This is a genomic window from Streptomyces sp. NPDC030143 (assembly GCF_055573695.1).
On record NZ_JBVIAY010000006.1, the window covers coordinates 233,525 to 248,217 of the forward strand.

A 14,693-nucleotide genomic window follows, 5' to 3' on the forward strand; every position below is an offset into this window, starting at 1 on the left:
AGCGGGACGCTGCACGGCGGCCGCACCCGTCTCTCCGCCACTCCTGCCTGCCTCTTCACCGCCGACCCAGCGCCCGCAGTGGGTCGTGAGGCCGCGTCGCACGCCGGGGAGCCGTGATACCCACCTTAAGCTGCAATCACCTTTCATCCCATTTGCCCCTTTTTGCACTTCGGCTCGCCGGGCGGAGTCGACCGTCCGTTCGCCCCTGGAGGCCCTCTGTGACCCCACTGTCCCGACGCAGCGTGCTGAAGAGCCTGCCGGGTGCCGCGGCAGCGGTCTCGGCCGCGACGGCCGCGGGCCCGCACGCAGTGGCCCACCCGGCGGACACCGACGGCTTCCCCCAGCCGGCCGCGCGCACGGCGTCCTCACGTACGGGCCGGCTCTCCACCCGGCTGACGGTCGGCTTCACCGACCAGGAGATCCCCGGGATCGGCAGCGTCCGCACCCGCACCTACGAAGGGGCGGTCCCCGGGCCGACGCTGCGGGTGCGCCCGGGCGGCCGGCTCGACATCACCCACGTCAACGCGCTGCCACCCAACCCGGCGGCGCCGCACGACGACGTCAACGTCCCGCACCGCTTCAACACCCTCAACCTGCACACGCACGGCATGCACGTCGACCCCACGGGCGAGGGGGACAACGTCTTCCGCTCCTTCGACCCCGCCGGGACACCGGGGCGGACCACCACCCACCGCAGCAGCATCGCCGTCCCGGACGACCACCCGGCCGGCACGTACTGGTACCACCCCCACCATCACGGGTCCACCGCGACACAGGTGCTGAACGGCATGGCGGGCGTGATCATCGTCGAGGGCGACATCGACGAGGTCCCGGAGGTCGCCGCCGCCCGGGAGGTCGTCCTGTGCGTCAACGAACTCCGGCTGCACGGCGGACGGGTCCCGGACCTGACGTCGGACGGCGTCTACGAGGGCATCGCCCCGACCTTCCTGGTCAACGGGGTGAGGAACCCCACCCTCACCATCGCGCCCGGAGAGGTCCAGCGGTGGAGGATCGTCCACGCCGGAGCACTCACCGCGCTCGCGCTGCGGCTGGACGGGCACACGCTGCACGAGATCGCGCGCGACGGCATCACCCTCATGTCACCCGTGGCCTCCACCTCGGTGTCGCTGCCCATGGGCGGACGGGCCGACGTGCTGGTCCGCGGCGGCCGGCCCGGCACCTACGAGCTGATCACCGACGGCGTCGACCGGCCCCTGATGACGCTGATCGTCACCGGCGCCGCCCGCAGGATGTCCCTGCCCACCGGCCTGCCGGGACGGCCCACCTCCCTGCCCTCGCCCACTCGCACCCGTCACCTGGCCTTCCGCAGTTACAGCAACGTCTTCCCGGGCGACTTCCCCAACGCCTACCGAATCCTCGGCGACGGCGAGACACCGCACGCCGACGTCACGGCGGGCCGGCGGGACCCCTCCTGGGGGCGCTTCGCGCCCGACCACGTCAACCACCGCGTCCGCCTGGGCGAGGTGGAGGAGTGGACCGTCGCCAACCAGTCCCACAGCCACGCCAACCACCCCTTCCACCTGCACACCAACCACTTCCTGGTCACCGCCGTCAACGGCCGCCGGCTGGCCACCCCCCTCTGGCAGGACACCGTCGGCCTTCCGCCGCGCGGCACGGTCACCTTCCGTCTGCGGGCCGAGGACCACGTGGGCCGGTCGATGCTGCACTGCCACCAGCTCCAGCACGAGGATCAGGGCATGATGCAGGTCGTCGAATACGTGCGCTGAGCGTGACAGCCGCACGGCGGAGGTGATCCACCTCCGGGAGCGGCGCTCCGGCGCCGCCCCGGCCGGCGTCAGGCCGTCATCGCCTCCACCCTCCGCACGACCTCGCGGCAGAACGCGCTCACGCCCTGGGGATCGTCGATGAACTGGTTCGGTTTGACGCAGAACGTGGTGAACCCCTGCTCGAGCTGCTCGGGGAGGGACGCCAGCGCGGCACCGAGGTCGGCCGGTGCGCGGGCGTCGGGGAAGACCGCCCGGGTGCCGCCGACCATCTCCAGTTCCGCGATGTCGCGGCCGGCCTCGGTCATGGCCTCCTTCAGCGTCCGCAGGTCCCGCGCGGTGGGCCGGCCCAGCGGGTGGAAGCCGTGCCCGTACCGCACCAGCCGGCGCAGGACGGGCCCGTGCAGTCACTGTCCGCCGAACCACAGCCGTGGACCCCCGGGGCGGTACGCCTTGGGTTCGACGTACACGTCCCGGAAGGGGTAGTGCTCGCCGTCGTGGGAGAGGGGGGACGGCCCCCACGCCTTCACCCACACGCTCAGGTGTTCGTCCAGCAGCTTCCCCCGCCGGTCGAACGGCACGCCCAGCGCGTCGTACTCGTCCCTGCTCCAGCTGACCGTGGGCTGCACCACCAGCCGTCCCTCACTGATCAGGTCGAGGGTGCCCAGTTCCCGGGCCATGAGCAGCGGGTGGCGCAACGGGGCGAGGACCGCTGCCGCGGCCAGCCGCAGCCGCTCGGTCACCGAGGCGATGGCCGCGAGCAGCAGCAGCGAGTTCGGCCACGGGGTGAACGGGTCCTGGTTGCCGGGCAGGGCGTAGTCGCGGGGGTTGCCCATGACGCCGGCTGCCGCCGCGTCCGGGCCGAGGACGACGTGTTCGCTGACCATGACCGCGTCGAAGCCGGCGTCCTCGGCCTCGCGGGCCCAGCGCACCGCGGCGGGCAGGTCCGCCCGGCCGCCGGTCAGGGTCCAGTTCTCGCTGAGGACGAGCAGCATGCGGGGAGAGGGGGGCATGTCGGTTCCTTACCGGAGTGGGTCCGTTCGGCGTTCGAAGACCACGCGTCCGTCGAACACCGTGAGGTCGACCCGGACGCCCGGGATGTCGTGCGGGTCGAGGTCGAGCAGCGGACGGTCCAGGACGCACAGGTCCGCCGTCCTGCCGGGCTCGACGGTGCCCTTCCAGTCGTCGGCGAAGTCCTGCCAGGCCGGCGTCGACGTGTAGGCGCGCAGGGCCTCGGCGAGCGTGACGCACTGGTCGGGGCCGCTGGTCCTGCCGCTGGCCTTGGACTCGCGCAGCATCATCGCGGCGACGCCCTGCCGCCAGTCGGGCTCGGTGATGGGCGCGTCGGAGCTGGCGCAGACGCGGACGCCCGCCTCGATCGCGGAGCGCACCGGCCACTGGTAGGCGGAGCGTTCGGGGCCGACGACCTCGTCCATGAGGTCGGAGACGGTCCACTTGATGGCGGGGTTCATGTTGACGCCGTAGCCGTGGGCGGCGAGCCGGGCGAGGCTGCCGGGGCCGATGAAGTCGCCGTGGATGACGTAGTGCCGGGCGTCGGGGCGCGGCACGGCCGCGTTCGCCGCGACGAAGGCGTCCACGACGGTGTCGATGGCCCGGTCGCCGGTGACGTGCACGCCGAGCTGGAAGCCGGCCTCGTGCGCCGTGCGGATCATCTCGCGCAGTTCGTCGACCTGGAGGGCGGGGGTGTCGCCCTGCACGCACAGGGACCCGTGCCCGCCCCCGGAGTAGGGCTCGCTCATCCACGCCGTGCGGTTCGGGGGCACCCCGTCGGCGAAGATCTTGACGCCGACGGCCCGCAGCAGCCGGGGGTCGGCGGACTCGGGGCGGCGCAGTTCGGCCAGGCCCGCGCGCACGTCGTCGGCCGAGCCGCCCATGGGGGCGGGGAGCAGCAGCACGCTGACCCGGGCGTCGAGCTCCCCGGCCTCCGCGAGTTCGGCGTACGCGGTCCAGTTGTCGGTGCTCAGACCACCGAACAGGGTGCCGGCGCCGCCGGGGCCGAGACCGGGCTCGGTGTAGCTGGTGATGCCCCGGGAGTGCAGTTCCCGGATGACGCTCCGGATGGCCTGTCGGCGCTGGGCGACGGTCGGGGAGGGCAGGGCGGCCTGGACGAGCTGCTGGGCGGCCTCGCGCAGGATGCCGGTGGGCTGCCCGTCGGGGCCGGTGTCGATGACGCCTCCCGGCGGGGGCGCGGTGCTCGTGTCGACGCCGCACCGGCGCAGCGCCTGGGTGTTGGCCCACACCATGTGGGAGGAGAAGTCGGTCAGGCAGACCGGGTTGTCGGGGGCGCTCGCGTCGAGGTCGCGGCGGTGGGGGAACCGGCCGGGGTCGGCGAGGCACTCGGCGAGGTAGCCGGGGTCCCAGCCGAGCCCGACGATCCACTCCCCCGGGCGGGCCGCGCGCGCCGCCTCCGCGACCACGGCGGCGATGTCGGCGATCGACCCCACGGCGGGATGGCCGACGCCGAGCGCGAAGGGCGGCTTCGTCATGCCGTACGCGGCCCCGTGCAGGTGCGAGTCGTTGATACCGGGCAGCACGGTCCGGCCGCGCAGTTCGACGATCCGGGTGTCCCGGCCGGCCAGTGCGCGCATCTCCGCGTCGCCGCCGGTGGCGAGGATGTCACGGCCGCGCACGGCCACGCCTTCGGTGACGGTGAAGCCCGGGTCGAGGGTGAGGACCTGACCGCCGGTCAGGATCAGGGTGGGAGCGGTTGGGCTCATGGAACCTCTTTCAGGCAGTGCACGCGTGTGCGGACAGTCCACGGGACGGGCGGCGGGAGAGGGGGGAGGCGCGATCGGAGACGTCCGGTCGGAGGGGACACGTCAACGCGCGGCGCGGGGTGCGTAGTACGCCAGCGCCGCACCGGCCACCAGGGCGGTGCCCTGGGCCATCTGCTGCCAGAAGGTCGGCACGTCGAGCAGGGTCAGACCGTTCTGCAGGGCTCCGAGGAAGAGCACGCCGAGCAGGACGCCGAGGACCGAGCCGGTGCCGCCGGTGAGGGCGACGCCGCCCAGGAGCACGGCGGTGAGCACGGTCAGTTCGAAGCCGGCGCCCGACGTGCCGGCGACGACGCTGTCCAGGACCGACGCCTTGATCGCCCCGGCCAGGGCGGCCGCCACGCAAGGGAGCGTGCGCCCCGCAGAACCGCGCACGCTGTCTTGACGTGTTCATTACTGTCGTCAAGCATCCCTTCAGCCCGACTGATTCTGCTCACTTCTGTTCGCTCTGGTCGTCGGGCCGGCCCGGAACGGAAGACCTCCGTGTCACCCCCAAGCCACGAAGGAACCACCATGCCCCGCAGACGTCCCACGGCCCGAGCCGTGGCGCTCGCCGTGCTCCCGCTCCTCGGAGCGGGACTGGTCACCGCCCCGCCCGTCCGCGCCGCCGACCCGCCCCCCGCCGAGGCGGTGGACGCGGTGACGGTGCGCATCGATCCCTCCTACCGGCAGCAGGCGTTCGAAGGGTGGGGAACGAGCCTGGTCTGGTTCGCCAACGCGACCGGCGGCTACCCCGACCCCATCCGCAGGAAGCTCGTGGACATGCTGTTCGGCCGGGACGGACTGCGGCTGAACATCGCGCGCTACAACATCGGCGGCGGCAACGCCCCCGATGTGCGCAAGGACTACATGAAGACCGGCGCCACCATGGACGGGTTCTGGAAGGCCCCCGAGGGCACCACCCGCGAGGACACCGATTGGTGGGACCCCGACGACCCCGACCACTGGAACTGGGCGGCCGACGCGGGCCAGCGCTGGTGGGTCGACCAGATCAAGGGCCGGGTGACCCGCTGGGAGGCGTTCAGCAACTCGCCCCCGTGGTTCCAGACGGTCAGTGGATACGTCTCCGGCGGCTTCGACGCGAACACCGACCAGATCCGCGCGGACCGGGTCGACGACTTCGCCACCTACCTGGTGAAGGTCACCGAACACCTGGAGAAGGACCACCACATCCGGTTCGACACCATCGCCCCGCTCAACGAGCCCAACACCAACTACTGGGGGACGAAACTCGGGGCGGACGGACAGCCCACGGGCGGACGCCAGGAAGGCGCCCACGCCGGACCGGCACTCCAGCAGAAGGTGGTCCTCGCTCTGCGACGCGCCCTCGACGACAGCCGCACCCGGGCCACGGTCTCCGCGATGGACGAGACCAACCCGAAGATCTTCACCGACAACTGGAACGCCTACGACGCGTCGGCGCGCGCCGCCGTGGACCAGCTCAACGTGCACACCTACGGCACGGCCCAGCGCACCAGCGCCCGCGACGGCGCCAAGGGCGCGGGCAAGAAGCTGTGGATGAGCGAGGTCGAGGGCACCTGGGGCACCGGCACCGACTTCACCGGCATGGAACCGGGACTCGGGATCGCCACCCGCATGGTGGGCGACCTGCGCGAACTCGAGCCGTCCGCCTGGGTGTTCTGGCAGCCCGTGGAGGACGCCAACCCCCAGGCCGCCGCCGGGAAGAACTGGGGCAGCATCCACGTCCCGTTCGACTGCACGGCGGGCGACACCCTGGAGACCTGCCCGGTCAGGACCAACAGCAAGTTCCACACCATCCGCAACTTCACGCACTACATCCGTCCCGGGGACCGCTTCGTCCTGTCCGACGACCCCTCCGGCGTGGCTGCCGTGAAGAAGGGCGGCTCCGGCGCCACGGTGGTCCACGTCAACGACGGCACCGCGCCGCGCGCGGTGACCCTGGACCTCTCCCGCTTCGGCCGGGTCGCGCCCGGGGCCACCGTCACTCCCGTGGTGACCAGCGCCGCCGGAGCCCTGGTGCGGGGCGAGCCCGTGAAGGTGACCGGCCGGTCCGCCACGCTCACCGTCCCCGCGAAGTCCGTGACGACGTTCGCCGTCACCGGTGTCAGTGGGGCCGCCCGGGACGCCGCGCTCGTCCGGCCGGGGCACCGCTACCGGCTCCAGGGGGTGGGCAGCGGCAGGTCGCTGGCGCCGTCCGCCGACGGCGGCGGCATCGTCATCCGCACCTCCGACGCCGCCGCCGCGGACCAGTCGTGGTCCGTGTGCAGGCTGACCCGCGGGAACACCAACCGTGAACGCCACACCCTGCTCAACACGGCGAGCGGGAAGCGGCTGGCGGTACGGGACGGCGGCGCGGTCCTCGAGGACCCCGGCACCGGCCCGGTGCCCGCGGAAGCCCAGTGGATCATGTCGACGACGGGCGACGGCACCTGGACGTTCGTCAACGCCGCCACCGGCCGGCTGCTCGACGTCGCCGGGCACGCCACGGCCGACGGCTCCCGGGTGACGGCCTGGACGCCCACGTCCCACGCCAACCAGCGCTGGACCGTGATCGACGAGACACCCCCGCGCACCTGACCCGGCGGGCGGGCGCGCCCCCGCCGGGTCGCTTCTTGTCACCCACGCACCAACCCGCTCCCCACGGGACTCACCTCGCCCACAAGTCCGGTGATCCCCTCGGCCCTCCGTCGTCCCGCTGCCATATTCGAAGCCACTTTCGGAGGTGGCTGTGACGCGAGAGGCGACAACATCCCTGACGAGGGAAGAGACGGCGACGCGTGGGGCCGACGGCACCGTCGGACGCCTCGCCGACCTGGAGAGTCGTTGGGCGCGGGCGGTGACCCCGGGCGGACCGAGACGGCGGGGGGAGTTCGGCGCCCGGGAACGGATCGACCTGCTGCTCGACGCGGGCTCGTTCACCGAGACCGGGCTGTTCGTCCGGGGCAGGGCCACCGGGGACGACACCCGGCGGCCCTACGGCGACGGGGTGGTCACCGGGCACGGCACCATCGACGGACGCCCGGTCTGTGTGTTCGCCCAGGACCCCCCGGTCTTCGGGGGCAGCATGGGCGAGGCCTTCGGGGAGAAGACCGTCGCCCTGATGGACCTCGCCCTGAAGACCGGGTGCCCGGTCATCGGCCTCAACGACGGGGGCGGCGCCCGCATCCAGGAAGGCGTCGCCTCGCTCGCCCTGTACGCCGAGCTGGTGCGCCGCAACGTCATGGCGTCCGGGGTGATCCCGCAGATCTCGGTCGTCCTCGGACCGTGCGCCGGCGGGGCCGCGTACTCGCCGGCCATCACCGACTTCACCGTGATGGTGGACGGCGCCTCGCACATGTTTGTCACCGGGCCCGACGTGATCGAGGCGGTGACCGGTGAACGCACCAGCGCGGAGAACCTGGGCGGCGCCCGCACCAGCAACACCGTGAACGGCAACGCCCACTTCCTCGCCGCGGACGAGGTGGACGCCCTGGACACCGTGCGCGACCTGTTGTCGTACCTGCCGGCCAACAACCTCGAACGACCCCCGCAGTACGCGCCGGCCCCCGCCCCCGCCGGCGCGCGGCTCGACGAGGCCGTCCCGAACCGGCTCGGGCAGGCCTACGACATGCGCGACATCCTGCGCGGGGTCGTCGACGACGGCGAACTGCTGGAGGTACAGGAGCTGTTCGCCCCCAACATCATCTGCGCGCTGGCCCTCGTCGAGGGCGCCCCCGTCGGGGTCGTCGCCAACCAGCCGCTGCACGCGGCGGGCGTCCTCGACATCGACGCCTCCGAGAAGGCGGCGCGCTTCGTGCGGTTCTGCGACGCGTTCGGCCTCCCCCTGCTGACCTTCGCCGACGTCCCCGGATACCTCTCCGGCGTCCGCCAGGAGCAGGCCGGGATCATCCGGCGCGGTGCCAAACTGCTTTACGCCTACGCCGAGGCGACCGTCCCGAAGGTCACCGTGGTGGTGCGCAAGGCGTACGGCGGCGGATACGCCGTGATGGGCTCCAAGCACCTCGGCGCCGACATCAACCTCGCCTGGCCCACCGCCCGCATCGCGGTCATGGGCGCCGAGGGCGCCGTCGGCGTCCTGCACCGGCGTGAACTGGCCGCCGCCGACGACCCGAAGGCGTTGCGGGCGCGTCTCGTCGCCGCGTACGAGAGCACGCACGGGACGCCGTATCCCGCCGCCGAGCGCGGATACGTCGACGCGGTCATCGCCCCGCGCGACACCCGCGCCCACGTCAGCCGTGCCCTGCGCGTGCTGCGCGGCAAGCGCGCCCCGATGCCGCAGCGCCGGCACGGCAACATCCCGCTGTGACCCGCCCCGCCCCGCCCCGCCAGTCGATCCCGCGATGTGAGGAGCCGTCTTCCCGATGGACACCCGCCGTCCCCCGCTCGCGCCCGCGTTCCGGAGTCTGCCGGAGTACGTGCGGTACTGGGCCGAACACGCCCCGGACCGACGGGCGTTCACCTTCGTCGACCATCCGGCTCCACACGCGCGAGGCGTGCACCGCACCCTGACCTGGCGCCGCCTGGACCTGCGGGTACGGGCTCTGGCCGCCCGGCTCGCCGACGAGGCCGAGCCCGGGGACCGGGTCGCGCTGCTGTGCCCGCAGGGCACGGACTACGTCACCGCCTTCCTCGCCGCGCTGTTCGCCGGGCTGGTCGCCGTGCCGTTGTACCCGCCCGGCCTGCCCGGACACGCGGACCGGCTGTCGGCCGTCCTGGCGGACGCGCGTCCGGCGGTGCTCGTGACGACGGGTCGGGCGGTCGACGAGGTACGGGAGTTCGGCGCGGGCGAAGGCACTCCGGCGCGGCTCGTCGTGGCCGATCAGGTGCCCGACTCGGCCGCCGACGGCCGGGAGCCGGCCCCCGTGGACGACGCGGCGGTCGCCTACCTCCAGTACACCTCCGGTTCGACCCGGACCCCGGCCGGCGTGGAGATCACCCACGCCAACGTCGTCGCCAACGCCCGTCAGGCGCTGACCGCCTACGGCGCCGACGAGCGTCCGGTGACCTGTGTGGGCTGGCTGCCGCTCTACCACGACATGGGGCTCGTGCTGAGCGTCGCCGCCCCGGTCGTGGGCGGGACGCTGTCGGTGCTCATGGACCCGATCGCGTTCCTGCACGAGCCGGTGCGCTGGCTGCGGCTGCTCGGGGCGCATCCGCGCGCGGTGAGCGCCGCGCCCAACTTCGCCTACGACTACTGCGTCTCGGCCGTCACCGAGGCGCAGCGGGCGGAACTGAGGCTGGACGGCGTCCTCGCGCTGATCAACGGCAGCGAGCCGGTCCGCCCGGCCACGGCCGACCGGTTCCACGCGGCCTTCGCCGGCCGCGGGCTCGCGCCGGGGGCGCACTGTCCGTCGTACGGGCTGGCCGAGGCCACGGTCTTCGTCAGCGCCGGCCGTCCCTGGGAGCCGCTCGCCCGGTTCGCGCTCGACCGCGACGCCCTCGCCGCCGGCAAGGCGCTGCCGGTACGGCCCGACGATCCCCGGTCCGTGCTGCTGGCGGGCTGCGGCACTCCGGCGGGCCAGCAGGTCCGCATCGCCGATCCGGTGTCCCGTGCCGCCCTGTCCGAGGGGGAGGTCGGGGAGATCTGGGTGCGGGGTCCCAACGTGGGGCGGGGCTACTGGAACCAGGAGGGGCAGACCCGGCGCGTCTTCGGCGCCGCGTTCTCCGACACCGCGGACGGCCCCGGGGGCTGGCTGCGCACCGGCGACCTGGGGACAGTCCTGGAGGGGCAGCTGGTCGTCACCGGCCGGCTGAAGGACCTCATCGTGGTCGACGGCCGCAACCACTACCCGCAGGACGTGGAGGCGACGGCGCAGGAGGCGCACCGCGCGGTGCGGCGCGACCGGCTCGCCGCGTTCGCGGTGCCGGGCGGATCGGGCGAGGGGGCGGTCGTGGTCGCCGAGCACGTGCGCGGCACGAGCCTCGCGGACCTCGACCTGCCCGGCCTCGTCCGGGCGGTGCGGGCGGCGGTCTCCACGCGGCACGGGCTGCGGCTCGCCGACGTCGTCGTGGTCGCGCCCGGCACGGTGCCGCGCACCTCCAGCGGCAAGGTGTCGCGCGCGCTGACCCGCGCGCGCTATCTGGAGGGCGCCTACGGGACGGGGACCGCCGCGTGAGGCCCGGCGACGAGAGCGCGCTGCGCCGTCTGATCGCGGGACGGGTCGCCGCCTGGACCGGTGCGGCCGCCGAGGACGTCCCGATGGACCGGCCGCTGGCCGACCTCGGCATGTCCTCGCGGGACGCGGTCGCCCTGGCCGGCGAACTGGCGCGGGCGACGGGCCGCGAGGTGCCGGCGACGCTGCTGTGGGAGGCGACCACGGCGGACGGCCTGGTGGCGCGTCTCAGCGGGGCGACGGACGGTCGCCGGACGGGGGCGGACGCTCCGCCGGCGTCGACGGTCTCCCCCGTGTCCGACGAGCCGGTCGCGGTCGTCGGCGTCGGCTGCCGGCTGCCCGGCGGGGTGCACGGACCGGACGACTTCTGGCGGCTGCTGGGCGACGGCGTCGACGCGATCCGGCGGGTCCCCGAGGACCGGTGGCGCGACTTCACCGCCTTCCCGCCCGCCGACGCGTCCCCGTACGGCGGGTACCTGGACGACATCGCCGGGTTCGACGCGGACTTCTTCCGCGTCACGCCGCGCGAGGCCCTGGTGATGGACCCGCAGCAGCGGATCCTCCTGGAGGTCGTCCACGAGACCCTCGACCACGCCGCGGTGCCTGCCGCGTCGCTGGCCGGCACCGCCACCGGTGTCTTCGTCGGTGTCTGCGCCCCGGAGTACGGCGTGCTCACCGGCGCCGACCCGGCCGCCGTCGACCCGTGGGCGCCGGCCGGCGGTGCGTTGAGCGTGACCGCGGGACGCCTGGCGTACGTGCTGGACACGCGGGGGCCGAGCATGGCCGTCGACACGGCGTGCTCCTCGTCGCTGGTCGCCGTGCATCACGCCTGCGTCAGCCTGCGCACCGGCGAGTGCGACACGGCGATCGCCGCCGGTGTCAACCTGCTGCTCTCCCCCGCGGTCACCGTCGCGTTCCGGCGGGCGGGGGCCCTCGCCGCGGACGGGCGGTGCAAACCGTTCTCCACGGCGGCCGACGGGATCGGCCGCGGCGAGGGGTGTGCGGCCGTGCTGCTGAAGCGGCTGTCCGACGCCGAACGGGACGGCGACCGCGTCCTCGCCGTCGTCCGCGCCACGGCCGTCAACTCCGACGGCCGCTCCAACGGTCTCCTGGCTCCCAACCCGGCCGCGCAGCGGGCGCTGTTGACGACCGCCTGCGCACGGGCCGGACTCGCCCCGGCGCACATCGACTACGTCGAGGCGCACGGCACCGGTACGCCGCTGGGCGACCCGATCGAGGCGGGCGCGCTCGGCGCGGTGCTCGGCGCGGGCCGTGACCCGGACCAGCCGCTGCTCCTGGGCTCCGTCAAGGGCAACCTCGGTCACCTGGAGGCGGCCGCGGGCATCGCCGGGCTGGTGAAGACGGTGCTGGCCCTGCACCACGACCTCGTTCCGCCGTCCCTGCACTGCGCCGCGGGCAGCGCCCTGGACGACGTAGCGCTGCGGGTGGTGACCGAGCCCGAGCCCTGGCCGCGCTACGGCGGTACGGCCACGGCCGGTGTGTCGGCGTTCGGCTTCGGCGGCACCAACGCCCATGCGGTCCTGGAGGAGTGGCGTCCCGCGACCGTGCCGCCGCCCCCGGGCGAGGAACCCGCCGTGCGCCTCCATCTCCTCGCCGACGTCGACACGGCCCGCGTGCGGGACACCGCGGCCCGGCTCGCCGCCTGGCTCCGCACGCCCGAGGGGAGCGCCGCGCACCCCTCCGACGTGGCGCGCACCCTCGCGGGGCGGGCCGGGCGCGGGCCGGTGCGCGCCTCGGTCACCGCCCGCACCCACGACGAACTCGCCGAAGGGCTGGAGGCGTTGGCGCAGGGGCGGGCCCATGCCCGGGTCGTGACCGGCGAGGGCGATCGCGTCGGGGCCGGTCCGGTGTGGGTGTTCTCCGGATACGGCAGCCAGTGGGCCGGCATGGGGCGCCGTCTGCTGGCCGAGGAGCCCGTCTTCGCCGCGGCCGTGGAGAAGCTCGACGCCCACCTGGCCCCGGAATGCGGTCTGTCGCTGTACGACCATCTGGCGTCCGGCGCCCCCCTGGACCGCGTGGAGGTCGTCCAGCCCGTCCTGTTCGGCCTCCAGGTGGCGCTCGCCGAGGTGTGGCGCGCGTACGGAGTGGAGCCCGCCGCCGTCGTCGGCCACTCCCTGGGCGAGGTGGCCGCGGCGGTGTGCGCGGGAGCCCTGGGGGTGTCGGACGCGGCCCGGGTCGTGGCCGTGCGGGCCCGGCTGCTCGGCGGGCTGCGCGGCGGCTCCATGGCGGTCGTCGACGTCGACGACGGCGAAGTCGACGCGCTGCGCGAGGAGTTCCCGGGCGTGCACGTCGCGGTCCACTCCTCGCCCCGGCAGAAGGTCGTCACCGGCGAGGGGCCGGCGGTGTCGGCGCTCGTGGACCGTCTGGAGCGCGCGGGGCACACCGCCCGTGCCCTGCGGGTCGTCGGCGCCGGCCACTCGCCGCAGGTCGATCCGCTGCTGCCGGAGTTGACCAGGGCCCTGGCCGACGTCCGCGGCGGAAGGCCCCGCGTCCCGGTGTACTCCACGGTCCTGGACGACCCGCGCGGCGACGCGGTGTTCGACGCCGCCCACTGGGCCGCCAACCTGCGGCGACCGGTGCGCCTGGACCGGGCCCTCGCGGCGGCGGCGGCCGACGGTCACACCGCGTTCGTGGAGATCTCACCGCATCCGGTGCTGACCGGCGCCGTCACCGACACGGTGCCGGGTGCCCTCGCCCTCGGCACGCTGCGCCGTGACGCCGACGACGCGTGTGCGTTCCTCACGCAGGTCGGCGCCCTGAGTGCGGCCGGTCTGCCGCTGCCCCTGCCGCCGGGCCGGGTCGTCGACGTGCCCGCGCCGCGCTGGCGGCACGTGCGCTACTGGTGGACGGACGGGCGTGCGGGCGCCCCCGCCGCCGCACCCCCGGGCCCGTCCACCGCGCCGGGCACGCCGGAGAGCGCCGCCTTCCCCTCCGCCCGGCCCCCGGGTGCCGCGGCGGAGTCGGGCACGGCGCGGGACACTTCCGTCCGCGCCCGGCTGTGCCACCACATCGCCGCCGTCACCGGCCACCCGGCAAGCCGTGTCGCCCCCTCCACCGCCCTGGCCGACCTCGGCCTGGACTCGTTGATGGCCGTCCGCATCCGCACCGCCCTGCAGCGCGAGTTCCGCGTCGAGCTGCCGCTGCGCGACCTGCTCGGCGTCGCCACCGTCGAGGAGGCGGCCGCCCGTGTCGAGCGGGCGCTCCCCGCCCGGACGGCGGGTGCGAACACCCCGCTGCGGACCCTGCGCTCCGCCGGTTCCGGGCCCCCGCTCTTCCTGGTCCACGCCGCCGGCGGGACCACCGACGTCTACCGGGCACTCGCCGACCGCCTCGGTGACGAGCGGCCGGTGTACGGGCTGGAGCGGCTCGACGACGCCCCCACGGTGACCGACAAGGCACACCGCTACGCCGAGACCGTCGCCGCCGCCCACCCCGACGGCCCCTGTCTGCTGGGCGGCTGGTCCTTCGGCGGGTTCGTCGCCCAGGAGACGGCACGGCAGCTCACCGCCGCCGGACGGGACGTGGAGCTGGTGGTGCTCATCGACTCCGTACGGCCCCTCCCGCTACCCGGCCTGACACCGGACGACCGGATCCGCGCCCGCTTCACGGGCTTCGCCCGCCATGTCGCCGCCACCTACGGGGTCCGGCTGGAGCTGCCGTACGACGACCTCGTCGCCCTGGACGACGACGGTGAGCGCATCGACACCGTGCTGCGGGCACTGCGCGAGGCCGCCGACGTACCGCCCGCCGTCCTGGAGCACCAGCGTTCCTCCTACCTGGACCTGAGGATCGGCGAGGCACACCGGCCGGGGCGCCACGAAGGGCGGACCGTCCTGTTCCGGGCGACCGAGCCGGCCCCGCACACCGTGCGCGATCCCGCGTACGAACGGGACGACCAGGCACTGGGCTGGGACGAGGTGTGCCCGCGCCTGACCGTCGTCCGGGTCGCGGGACACCACCTGTCGCTGCTCGACCCACCGCACGTCGACGAGATCGCCGCCCGCCTGCGGCGGGAGCTCGCCGAGCACACCCGCTGA

Annotated in this window: 7 protein-coding genes and 1 pseudogene; 5 read left to right on the forward strand and 3 right to left on the reverse strand. The window is 74.4% G+C overall.

The features are described from left to right. The first annotated feature begins 218 nt into the window (after positions 1 to 218). Positions 219 to 1,748 (forward strand): multicopper oxidase family protein, encoded by a 1,530-nt coding sequence (locus tag ACZ4YY_RS13615; protein ID WP_468288208.1) that lies wholly within the window; start codon positions 219 to 221, stop codon positions 1,746 to 1,748. 68 nt (positions 1,749 to 1,816) lie between these two features. Here ACZ4YY_RS13615 and ACZ4YY_RS13620 read toward each other — a convergent pair. The 3 genes and pseudogenes from ACZ4YY_RS13620 to ACZ4YY_RS13630 all read right to left on the reverse strand — a co-directional run bounded on the left by ACZ4YY_RS13620 (position 1,817) and on the right by ACZ4YY_RS13630 (position 4,882). Then, positions 1,817 to 2,758 (reverse strand): annotated as a pseudogene (locus ACZ4YY_RS13620) (TIGR03619 family F420-dependent LLM class oxidoreductase). 9 nt (positions 2,759 to 2,767) lie between these two features. Continuing rightward, positions 2,768 to 4,483 carry an amidohydrolase gene (locus tag ACZ4YY_RS13625; protein WP_468288211.1) on the reverse strand — a complete coding sequence of 572 codons (1,716 nt, stop codon included), beginning with the start codon at positions 4,481 to 4,483 and terminating at the stop codon, positions 2,768 to 2,770. 102 nt (positions 4,484 to 4,585) lie between these two features. Next, positions 4,586 to 4,882 (reverse strand): hypothetical protein, encoded by a 297-nt coding sequence (locus tag ACZ4YY_RS13630; RefSeq protein ID WP_468288214.1) that lies wholly within the window; start codon positions 4,880 to 4,882, stop codon positions 4,586 to 4,588. Positions 4,883 to 5,053: 171 nt separating this feature from the next. Between ACZ4YY_RS13630 and ACZ4YY_RS13635 the strand changes: the two genes are divergently transcribed. From ACZ4YY_RS13635 to ACZ4YY_RS13650, 4 genes are all read left to right on the forward strand, one after another. Continuing rightward, a complete protein-coding gene (locus ACZ4YY_RS13635) occupies positions 5,054 to 7,099 on the forward strand; it encodes a glycoside hydrolase (protein WP_468288217.1) in 2,046 nt (681 codons plus the stop codon). A gap of 145 nt (positions 7,100 to 7,244) precedes the next feature. Further along, the gene (locus ACZ4YY_RS13640) at positions 7,245 to 8,828 is read left to right on the forward strand and encodes an acyl-CoA carboxylase subunit beta (RefSeq protein WP_468288220.1); all 1,584 of its coding nucleotides are present in this window, start codon (positions 7,245 to 7,247) and stop codon (positions 8,826 to 8,828) included. 55 nt (positions 8,829 to 8,883) lie between these two features. Further along, the gene (locus tag ACZ4YY_RS13645; RefSeq protein ID WP_468288223.1) at positions 8,884 to 10,638 is read left to right on the forward strand and encodes a fatty acyl-AMP ligase; all 1,755 of its coding nucleotides are present in this window, start codon (positions 8,884 to 8,886) and stop codon (positions 10,636 to 10,638) included. Beyond that, on the forward strand, positions 10,635 to 14,693 hold the full coding sequence (locus tag ACZ4YY_RS13650; RefSeq protein WP_468288226.1) for an acyltransferase domain-containing protein: 4,059 nt from the start codon (positions 10,635 to 10,637) through the stop codon (positions 14,691 to 14,693). The genes ACZ4YY_RS13645 and ACZ4YY_RS13650 overlap by 4 nt, the downstream gene beginning before the upstream one ends.

Coding starts and splice junctions, on each gene's coding strand:
- ACZ4YY_RS13625 (WP_468288211.1), bottom strand. CDS start 4,483: ATGAGCCCAACCGCTCCCACCCTGATCCTGACCGGCGGTCAGGTCCTC.
- ACZ4YY_RS13635 (WP_468288217.1), top strand. CDS start 5,054: ATGCCCCGCAGACGTCCCACGGCCCGAGCCGTGGCGCTCGCCGTGCTC.
- ACZ4YY_RS13645 (WP_468288223.1), top strand. CDS start 8,884: ATGGACACCCGCCGTCCCCCGCTCGCGCCCGCGTTCCGGAGTCTGCCG.